The following is a 9,535-nucleotide window of genomic DNA, read 5'->3' as shown; positions in this document are numbered from 1 at the left end:
CTTAAAAATATAAATATTTACAACTCAATTTTTTTACAGCATAAGAAATCACCGCCCTATCCCATAATCCCTCAACTTATTAGCAATAGCCGTATGCGACACGCCGAGCCGTTTAGCGAGTTTTCGGGAGCTTGGGTATTGGTCATAAAGTTTTAATAAGATTTCTTTTTCAAACTGCTTGGTTATTTCATCCAGAGTTTTATTTTCGATGTTGTTGACCCATGATACTTGTGATTTAGGTGTTGGCAATACGATATTTTTAACCATTAATATTGGGGTAGTTAATTGGGCTAATGCAGAGTATAGGATATTTTTAAGTTGTCTTACATTGCCTGGCCATGAATAGTGAACAAAGTAGTCAATAAGGTCATTATCGATCGCAGGTGGTATGATCCCTTGTTTATTGGCAAATTCATTAACAAAGATATGCGTAAGTGGCAAAATATCATCCTTACGTTCTTGCAATGAGGGTAAATTGAGCGACAGTACATTAAGTCGGTAGTAGAGATCTTTTCTAAATTTACCTTGTTCGACTAAATCAGCTAAATCGACTTTTGTTGCACAAATAATTCTTACATCGACATAGACTTCATTATCGTCACCTACTCGCCGAAAATAACCATCATTAATAAAACGTAATAATTTGGTTTGCATTTGAAAAGACATTTCATCAATGCCATCAAGCAATACTGAGCCACCATTAGCTTGCTCAAAAAAACCTTTTTTACTTTCAATCGCCCCTGGGTAAGCGCCTGCTGCATGCCCGTATAATTCACTTTCCACTACCTCATCAGGCATAGCTGCACAATTTAATGCTAGAAAGGTTTGATCGCCGCGAGGGCTATATTGGTGACAAGCATTAGCAAGTAAGTCTTTACCAGTACCTGTTTCGCCTGATATTAATAAAGGTTCACTTTGCATAGAAAAAGCTTTAGCTTGTGCAATAAGTTTTTGCATAACTAAACTTTGAGTGGCAAAGATATCAAAAGCATGGTGCCCGACGACTTTGATTTTCGACAATCGTTTTTTTAAGTAAGCAATTGGTTGCACAACAAAGACTGTTTTAGATGGATCAACCATTTTTTGCAATAAAAAGTGCTGAGAATTTAAAACGATGATTGCATCATCTTGTTCATTTATATTTATTGTATTATCAAAATTAAATGTTTTTTGATAATCAAAAGGTTGATTTAATACTAAAACGTTATGAGGAAATAATGCTTTAGCCGTATCATTATACGCAACTAGAAGTTGGTTATTATCAATTTCAATCATTGCTGCTTGCATATTCTTCCCACTTTTCACTAAGTTTTTTTAAATTATCACGTCGATGTTGCCACTGAGAGTTGTTTTTTAATTCAGCATAAGTGATTTTTGTATTAGTTAATAGATGTTTCGCTTTATTTGATATTAATGGATGAATCTTATTTAGCTCTGCTAAGCTTTCTAAAATGGCAATAGTGCCTTGTCGATTATTACAAGCTAGCAGTAGATCACAGCCTGCCGCTAGTGCTGCTTGGGCTCGCTCGGCATAGCCTCCCATTATTGCTGCACCTTTCATCGATAAATCATCGGAAAAAATCACCCCCTCAAAACGTAATTGCTCACGCAGCACTGTTTTAAGCCAATAGGGTGAACCACTAGCAGGCTGATCATTAAAAGCAGGATAGATAACATGAGCAGGCATAATGGCATCGAGTTTTTTATCAGCGATCAATTTGGCAAAAATTTGCATATCGTGTTCAATGAGTGATTTTTCACGATGATCAATAGGTGTTTCTTTATGCGAATCAGCAAGCACATGACCATGCCCAGGAAAATGTTTACCGGTTGTTTTCATTCCTGCAGCATGCATACCATCAATCATAGCAGCAGCAACTTGATAGGCGATATTGGCATCTTGATGAAATGAACGAGTGCCGATAGCAAGACAATGATGACCTAAGTCTAAAACGGGCGCATAGCTAAGATCGATATCAAAAGCAATAAGCTCCATTGCAAGTACCCAACCCGCATCAAAAGCTAACGATTTAGCTTGCTCAAGCTCATTAAGAGCCGCAAAAGATTGCGCAGGTGGAATAGCAGTAAAACCATCACGAAAACGTTGAACGCGCCCACCTTCATGATCAACCGAGATTAATAAACGCTGTGTAGAAACTGCCCGAATCTGTTTTATCAATTCTCTTAATTGAGTTTGATCCTGATAATTGCGACTAAACAAAATCACCCCACCAACCAACGGGTTTTGTAATAATGCCTTATCTTCTTCGGTTAATGATTTACCTTCAACATCAATCAGCAAAGGTCCCATTATTTGTTATCCTCAATAACTTGATTTGATCCCTCGTTAATATTGGGTTGTTTAGAAAAATCTTTAGAGGTGGCTCTAGCTAGAATTTCTCCACTTTGTGTTAAAATTAATTCCATTGCAAGATCTGCTCCATGGCTTTCATCAGGCACTTTATAGATAGTGGTGAAAAGAACATAGTTGGCATTTATTGACTTAGCCAACCCAATCATCTTACCGCGAGAAACTAACTTATCATCAGCCGAAATACCCAGCGTTTGTTTAGCTTGATTTATGACCTGTTTATTAACCACTGTGAACGTGTTTTGTTTATGCATTAATTGGTGTAGAGCTTCATCAATTTGATTGCTTGCAAGATAATCACCGCTACGATTTTGAATATCGCTAATTAAAATAAGCTTATTATCAAAACTTGCAAGTGATGTATTAGCCAACTTATTGATAAAAGGCGATAAGATTAAATGCCAATCCGTTTGTTTAACAATTTGAGGGGGCATTTCAATAACTGCCGTATCGCTAGACTGGGTTTCATCTACTGGCGGTTTCACTTCCACTTTTGGGGTATTGCTAATAAGATGACAGCCAGTTAACGCAAGAATCAATGCACTAGTAACAAATATACCTTTGAACTGTTTCATATAATGATTAACCTATTAATCGCCCTAAATTTTTACCACCCAATAGATGCATATGAATATGAAAGACCTCTTGTCCTGCATCTTTGTTGCAATTCATGATTAAGCGATATCCGCTTTCATCAATACCTTCTTGCTTTGCAATTTTAGCGGCAATCGTCACCATATGCCCTAATATCACTTCATCTTGTTCAGTAACATCATTAATAGTTGGAATAAGTTTGTTGGGAATAATTAAAATATGCTTCGGCGCTTGAGGAGAAATATCACGAAATGCCGTCACTTTATCATCTTGAAAAACAATATCAGCAGGGATTTCTTTTCGAATAATTTTACTAAAAATAGTTTCCTTCAAAATAATTTCTTGAGTCATCAAATTCTCCTTACTATGCATATACCTACAATTAACATTTTACATACTCAAGCATAACATATTTTAACGATAAAAATGTATAGAAATCGTTACATTTTAAAATGCATTTTACACCTTAAAAACCTCTTAGAAAACCTATTGATTTTATTTAAATTTTTATTGTGAATTATATTTTAGTATTTCCTGTGTTTGAAATACTCAAATGCAGAAGGGCTTGCTTATAACGACCAAAGTAAGTATTAGAACCACTTGGCATATTCATTTGTCAAATATGATAAGTTGATATATAATGCCCCGTCGATTTCAACCGCCTATTTTCATGTTCCTTGCTTTCAATGGGTTGCGGTTGCCCCGACAGAAAGCTGATTAATCCGTAGGGAGCGATAATGCGTCATTACGAAATAGTATTTATGGTTCACCCAGACCAAAGTGAACAAGTGCCAAGTATGATTGAACGTTATACTGGTACGTTAACCACTGATGGTGGTAAAATCCATCGTCTAGAAGATTGGGGTCGTCGTCAATTAGCCTATCCTATCGAAAAACTGCACAAAGCACACTATGTGTTAATGAATGTTGAAGCAACTCAAGAAGCTGTTAATGAACTTGAAGATAACTTCCGCTTCAATGATGCAGTAATTCGCAGTTTAATTATGCGCACCAAACACGCTGTAACTGAAACTTCACCTATGTTAAAAGCGAAAGATGAGCGTCGTAGCTCTGAAGAAGATTTTAACGAAGCAAACATGGACGATGATTCCGACGAATAATCGTTTAGTGTTATCGGGTATTGTAAAAAAAACACCGATACGAAAAATCAGTCCAAGTGGGATTTCGCATTGTCAATTTTATTTAGAACATGTTTCTGAGCAGATTGAAGCAGAACTCACAAGGCAAGCATGGTGCATTATGCCTGTGATTGCTAGTGGACAACAAGAGTTAAGTTACGTAAAAAAAGGCAGTAGAGTTTTAGTTTGTGGATTTATAAGTACCCACACTAAACGTAATCAAACAAGCCAACTTGTTTTACATGCTGACCAAATTGAACTATTAGGAGAATAGCCAAATGGCACGTTATTTCCGTCGTCGCAAATTCTGCCGTTTTACTGCAGAAGGCGTGAAAGAAATTGATTATAAAGATGTTTCTTTATTAAAAAGCTATATCACAGAAAGTGGTAAAATTGTACCAAGCCGTATCACTGGTACAAGTGCAAAATATCAACGTCAATTAGCTCGCGCTATCAAACGCGCTCGTTACTTGGCATTATTACCATACACTGACAACCATCAGTAATTAGCAACAGAGGGAACATATAATGCAAATTATTCTACTCGATAAAGTTGCTAATTTAGGCAGCTTAGGTGATCAAGTTAATGTTAAAGCGGGTTATGCGCGTAACTTTTTGATTCCACAAGGTAAAGCAGTAGCAGCGACTAAAAAGAATATCGAATTTTTTGAAGCTCGTCGTGCTGAATTAGAAGCAAAACTTGCTGAGACATTAAAAGCCGCTGAACAACGCGTTGCTGAAATTAATGCACTTGGTAAAGTCACTATCACTTCTAAAGCTGGTGATGAAGGCAAATTATTTGGTTCAATCGGTACTCGTGATATCGCAGATGCAGTTAAAGCACGCGGTATTCAAGTATCAAAAAGTGAAGTTCGCTTACCAAATGGTGTATTGCGTACAACAGGTGAATACGAAGTATTTTTCCAAGTACATAGTGAAGCTTTTGCTAAACTGACTGTTGAAGTTATTTCTGAACAATAATTACTCAACTTAAATAAAAAACCCATTTAATCTAAATGGGTTTTTTATTATCTATTTTTCAGTAGCAATGATAAAAATAAAATTAAATATTTATTATATACATCAACATGAAAAATATTTTTATCTTACAATCATTGATTTACCCCTACCGCGGATATCTGATACTGCTTCAGGTTTTTTATCTGTGATTTTTATCGCCTGAATATCACCGCTAAAATCTTGCTGCTCAAAATGGTAGCCCATTTGCTTGAGTTTATCTTTTAAATCCTCTGGTACTTTGTTTTGAAAGCGTTCAATAAAAATAAGATTAGTTGGTAATAATTGATGATGATAACGAGGCGCATCCATTGCTGCTTTTAATGACATATGATTATCAAAAACATTAGTTACAACTTGAAAGATGGAGGTAAAAATTCTTGAACCACCTGGCGTACCAATAACCATTGCAACATCATTATTTTTAATAAAAATACTTGGTGTCATAGAAGATAAAGGACGCTTATTAGGCTCTATGGCATTAGCATCTTTGCTCACTACACCAAACTGATTAGCAACACCTGGCTTACTACTAAAATCATCCATCTCATTATTGAGTATAATACCTGTACCCTCAATCACAACCGCAGATCCAAACCAACCATTGAGAGTGTAAGTATTAGATGCTGCATTACCCCATTTATCTACAATAGAAAAATGCGTTGTCTGTAATTTTTCATGGTTGTTGTTCAGACCAGGTTTAACTTGTTCGGTAATAGAAATCGCTTTTGGGTTAACTTGTTTTGCTCTTTCTGCCAAATAATTAGCGTCAATCAGTTTAGCAACAGGGACCGAAATAAAATCAGGATCACCCATATATTCTGCTCGATCAGCAAACACACGTTTTTCTATTTCTGCTAATAAGTGAATATATTGAGGTGAATTGACCTTAACATTCTTAAAATCATTCGCTAAATTTTGCTTCATTAATAATAGTTGAATTAAACCTACACCGCCTGAACTTGGTGGTGGTGCAGTTACAATTTGCATATCTTGCCACTTAGCAACTAATGGTTCTCGCCATTTAGCTTGGTAATTAGCTAAATCATTTTCAGTAATTAAACCTGCATTTTCTTGCATCTGTTTTGCAATTAATTTAGCCGTTTCACCTTTATAAAAACCGTCACTACCTTGATCGGCAATACGCATTAATACCTTGCCAAGCTCGGGTTGCTTAAATAGCTTTCCTTCTTGCATAGAACCAAAGTATTGCTTAAAGTGGCCATTAGCCGGCGCAAGTGATTCTACTTCATGATACCGTTTAACGAGTAGTTTATCTACGGTAAACCCTTCATTGGCAAATCGTATAGCTGGCGCCATAACTTCTTTCCAAGATAATTTACCAAAACGTTGATGCACAGCCCACATACCAGCAACCGTACCTGGTACACCTGAGGCTTTGTAGGAATATAGACTTAAATTCGGGATCACATTTTTATGATCATCAAGGTACATATCTCGATCAGCCTTATTCGGGGCAATTTCTCTATAATCGATAAAATAAGGCTTGCCTTCCATCCAAAGCGTCATAAAACCGCCACCACCAATATTACCCGCTTCAGGATAGGTAACAGCCAGAGTAAATGCTGTAGCTACAGCAGCATCAGCGGCATTTCCCCCTTTTTCTAATATCTCTTGCGCAGCTAGTGCGCCATAATAATCTGGGGAGGCAACGGCTCCAGCCTCAAATTTTTGTTTTAAATTGTCTACAGCAAATACTGGGCTTATCACTAAAAAAATAACAAGGCTACAATACGTTATCAGCCTGCGTTTAAGATAGAACATGTTGTACCTCCTAATAAAATATGATTTATTCGCCCCACCTAACACAAAATCGCATAAAAAAATAGGAAAAATTATGCAATATTTGGTTAAGGGGAATTATCAATATAACATAGAAAATAAAAATGTTGAGTAAATATTGATCATATAGAAATTTCTATACTTGACTTTGTGATGATTTTCTTATTAATTTCGAATCAAGCCTGCTTAGATAATTTTGATTTGCCTATTTTTTGTAAAAAATATTCAGGAATCTATGCCGTTTCAATTATGGTGAGGATTCAATACATGATTAAAAGAAAATACTTTCTTATTCATTACTTTTAGAATTGGATTTCGTGTAATTAGCTCAAAACAATTAAAAAAGAGTGTAGCAAACTAAATGGCATACACCCTTTAATATAAACTAATTAAAACTAAGCTGTTTGAGCTTGATTTGCTGATTTACCTTGTTCATCTTTATAAAGTTTATTGTCATATAGTTTGACAAAAGGAATATAAATTAGCAAAGCTAAAATGGCCGACACGACCGCAATAACAGCAGCTTTATAATCACCACCCGTACCAATAAATGCACCTATGCCCATTGGTGATGGCCATGGAATTAATGCAATGATTGGATGAATAAAACCCGTATTAATTGCAAAATAACCTAATGTTCCACACGCCATCGGCGCTAAGAAAAATGGAAATGCCAAGTAAGGATTATATACAATCGGCATACCAAAAATAATAGGTTCGTTGATATTGAATATTGCAGGCACTGCTGAAGCTCGTCCCAAGATTTTTAGTTGGCTAGACTTAGCGCAAAAAGCAATAAAGAATGTCATTAATAAGGTAGAGCCCGAACCGCCTAAAATCACTAATGAATTATTAAATTCCCCAGCAAAAGGAATATGTTCACCACCAAGTGCATTTTCGTTCATATTAGCTAACATAATTGGGGTGATAAATGCGCCAATAATAGTAGCGCCATGGATCCCAACAACCCATAACGCATGGATTAAAAAGAGAATGACCATAACACCTAGCCAACTTTTGGTTAAATTGGTCACAAAAGCAAATGGCACAGCAATAATATTAAAAATATCAGTACCAAAATAGATAAAAACACCATTAATAATGATCACAAAAAACGCAATAATAAACGTTGGAATCAGCGCAGTAAAAGACCGCGAAACACCTAGCGGTACAGTTTCTGGCATTTTCACAACCCAATTTCGCCTAACACATAAAAAATAAAGATGAGTTGCCAAAATTGCCATTACGATTGCAATAAATATACCCGATGTACCTAAGCGGAAGATAAAAGGTTTTAAACGTAGTCCATTAAAGACTAAATTACTTTCATCATTAAGTAATGTAATCACGCCTTTTTGCATAACTAATTCAGGCAAAGTCATGAAAAAAGCAAAAATAGATAACATAGCGCCGTTAAGAGGGTTAACTTTAAGACCAGTTTCTTCTTCTTCGATTTTAGTCAGTTCATAACCAACAACAAAGTTAAAATAGAGAGCTAAAATGCCGATAGTTGCTGTGTTGGCAATCATATAAAGATCGCTCACTCTAAAAAAAGTATTTTCAAAAAAGCCTTCTAATCCTGTAAATGTCATTGGTAAAGTATTGAATACTAAAAACATAGATCCCACAATTGAGAAAGGCACTGAAGCCATCCCCGCGGCCATTACTGCTCGAACAATTTTAAATTGCGATACTTTAGCCATTGGCGCCATTAAAAATTTCTGTAAAATTACAAATCCGGTATTCATTTTGTTATCCTCATCTAATTAATGACCTGTTGGTAAGCTTGAATTCTTTGGAAAGATTTATCCTTATTAAGCTCAATTTTTTTTATTTTTTTAAGCAGTAAAAAATTAATTAATAAACTTGCTGTTAACACTATCATTACGGTATTTAAGACATATTGAGTGTTTTTAAAAAAAGGAAAGAATAGATGAAATAAAGATGTATTTACCGAAATCAGCAAAACAATACAAATTACCGATAATGTGGAATAAAACACCTTTGCATAAGGTAAACGATTATTATGACTTCGATAAAGTTTAATCTGCTCATACATCGTTAATATCGCTAGCACAAGGATCGATAGTGGCAAAAAGGCCACAATAGATAATGATCCACCTAAAAATACAAACCAATACAGATTGATAAATAAAAAAAATGCCGTGCTATAACGAATAGCTAAAAAGCGATTAAAATAGAGGTTGGTTAGGCTCGTTTTTTGGTGCATTTCTAATTTTTTAGTTGTCATATGATGGATTCCCCCCCTAATTTGACTGCTAAGCGGTGGTTTTGCTCATACAAATGAGCCATCTCAAGTGCAATTTCGCGCATTGTCATTGTTGTCATTAAGTGATCTTGCGCATGTACCATAATAATTTCCATGGTAATTTTTGTACCGTTAGCATAATTTTGTAGTAACTCTGTTTGTGAGTAGTGAGCTTGTAAAATATCTTCATTCGCTTCGTCAAGAAGCTGGTTTGCGGTAATAAAATCGGCTTGTCTCATTGCCTTAAATGCATCATGAATTTTAGTTTTAGCATTACCGCTATATAAAATAATATTAAAAGCGATAAGTTGAATATCTTCTGAGCTCATTTCATCGTTCATT

At 35.5% G+C, this 9,535-nt stretch carries 12 protein-coding genes; 4 read left to right on the top strand and 8 right to left on the bottom strand.

The features are described 5' to 3' along the window. Nucleotides 1-48: 48 nt before the first annotated feature. Genes A9G30_RS09135 through A9G30_RS09120 form a run of 4 tightly spaced genes read right to left on the bottom strand, consistent with a single transcriptional unit; the run spans nucleotide 49 to nucleotide 3,301 of the window. A complete protein-coding gene (locus A9G30_RS09135; protein WP_065588740.1) occupies nucleotides 49-1,287 on the bottom strand; it encodes a sigma 54-interacting transcriptional regulator in 1,239 nt (412 codons plus the stop codon). Beyond that, nucleotides 1,268-2,311, bottom strand: coding sequence for a beta-N-acetylhexosaminidase (gene nagZ, locus A9G30_RS09130; protein ID WP_065588739.1), 1,044 nt, complete (start codon nucleotides 2,309-2,311; stop codon nucleotides 1,268-1,270). The genes A9G30_RS09135 and nagZ overlap by 20 nt, the downstream gene beginning before the upstream one ends. Continuing rightward, on the bottom strand, nucleotides 2,311-2,946 hold the full coding sequence (locus A9G30_RS09125; RefSeq protein WP_065588738.1) for a hypothetical protein: 636 nt from the start codon (nucleotides 2,944-2,946) through the stop codon (nucleotides 2,311-2,313). The genes nagZ and A9G30_RS09125 overlap by 1 nt, the downstream gene beginning before the upstream one ends. Before the next feature lie 7 nt (nucleotides 2,947-2,953). Beyond that, the gene (locus A9G30_RS09120; RefSeq protein ID WP_065588743.1) at nucleotides 2,954-3,301 is read right to left on the bottom strand and encodes an HIT domain-containing protein; all 348 of its coding nucleotides are present in this window, start codon (nucleotides 3,299-3,301) and stop codon (nucleotides 2,954-2,956) included. A 401-nt stretch (nucleotides 3,302-3,702) separates the two neighbouring features. On the opposite strand from A9G30_RS09120, the gene rpsF reads away from it, so the two are divergent. From rpsF to rplI, 4 genes are read left to right on the top strand one after another with little or no spacing between them, the layout of a single operon-like run. Then, nucleotides 3,703-4,086, top strand: coding sequence for a 30S ribosomal protein S6 (gene rpsF / locus A9G30_RS09115; RefSeq protein WP_065588737.1), 384 nt, complete (start codon nucleotides 3,703-3,705; stop codon nucleotides 4,084-4,086). Further along, nucleotides 4,073-4,378: a primosomal replication protein N gene (gene priB / locus A9G30_RS09110; RefSeq protein WP_442903449.1), complete on the top strand. Its 306-nt coding sequence runs from the start codon at nucleotides 4,073-4,075 to the stop codon at nucleotides 4,376-4,378. Before rpsF ends, priB begins: the two co-directional genes overlap by 14 nt. 4 nt (nucleotides 4,379-4,382) lie before the next feature. Further along, nucleotides 4,383-4,610, top strand: a complete 228-nt coding sequence (gene rpsR / locus A9G30_RS09105) for a 30S ribosomal protein S18 (protein ID WP_025314965.1) — start codon at nucleotides 4,383-4,385, stop codon at nucleotides 4,608-4,610. 22 nt (nucleotides 4,611-4,632) lie between these two features. Next, nucleotides 4,633-5,085: a 50S ribosomal protein L9 gene (gene rplI, locus A9G30_RS09100; RefSeq protein WP_065588735.1), complete on the top strand. Its 453-nt coding sequence runs from the start codon at nucleotides 4,633-4,635 to the stop codon at nucleotides 5,083-5,085. Nucleotides 5,086-5,205: 120 nt separating this feature from the next. On the opposite strand, the gene ggt is transcribed toward rplI, so the two are convergent. The 4 genes from ggt to A9G30_RS09080 all read right to left on the bottom strand — a co-directional run bounded on the left by ggt (nucleotide 5,206) and on the right by A9G30_RS09080 (nucleotide 9,534). Further along, nucleotides 5,206-6,906: a gamma-glutamyltransferase gene (gene ggt, locus A9G30_RS09095; RefSeq protein ID WP_065588734.1), complete on the bottom strand. Its 1,701-nt coding sequence runs from the start codon at nucleotides 6,904-6,906 to the stop codon at nucleotides 5,206-5,208. A gap of 413 nt (nucleotides 6,907-7,319) precedes the next feature. Further along, the gene (gene celB, locus A9G30_RS09090; protein WP_065566917.1) at nucleotides 7,320-8,672 is read right to left on the bottom strand and encodes a PTS cellobiose transporter subunit IIC; all 1,353 of its coding nucleotides are present in this window, start codon (nucleotides 8,670-8,672) and stop codon (nucleotides 7,320-7,322) included. Nucleotides 8,673-8,686: 14 nt separating this feature from the next. Beyond that, on the bottom strand, nucleotides 8,687-9,175 hold the full coding sequence (locus A9G30_RS09085) for a hypothetical protein (RefSeq protein WP_065581383.1): 489 nt from the start codon (nucleotides 9,173-9,175) through the stop codon (nucleotides 8,687-8,689). After that, nucleotides 9,172-9,534: a PTS cellobiose transporter subunit IIA gene (locus tag A9G30_RS09080; protein ID WP_065566915.1), complete on the bottom strand. Its 363-nt coding sequence runs from the start codon at nucleotides 9,532-9,534 to the stop codon at nucleotides 9,172-9,174. The genes A9G30_RS09085 and A9G30_RS09080 overlap by 4 nt, the downstream gene beginning before the upstream one ends. Nucleotide 9,535: the final 1 nt, after the last annotated feature.

Source organism: Gilliamella sp. Fer4-1, assembly GCF_001690515.1.
GTDB classification, from domain to species: domain Bacteria; phylum Pseudomonadota; class Gammaproteobacteria; order Enterobacterales; family Orbaceae; genus Gilliamella; species Gilliamella apicola_C.
The sequence above is the reverse complement of the archived record's forward strand: the minus strand, read 5'-3'. Positions and strand labels throughout refer to the sequence as shown.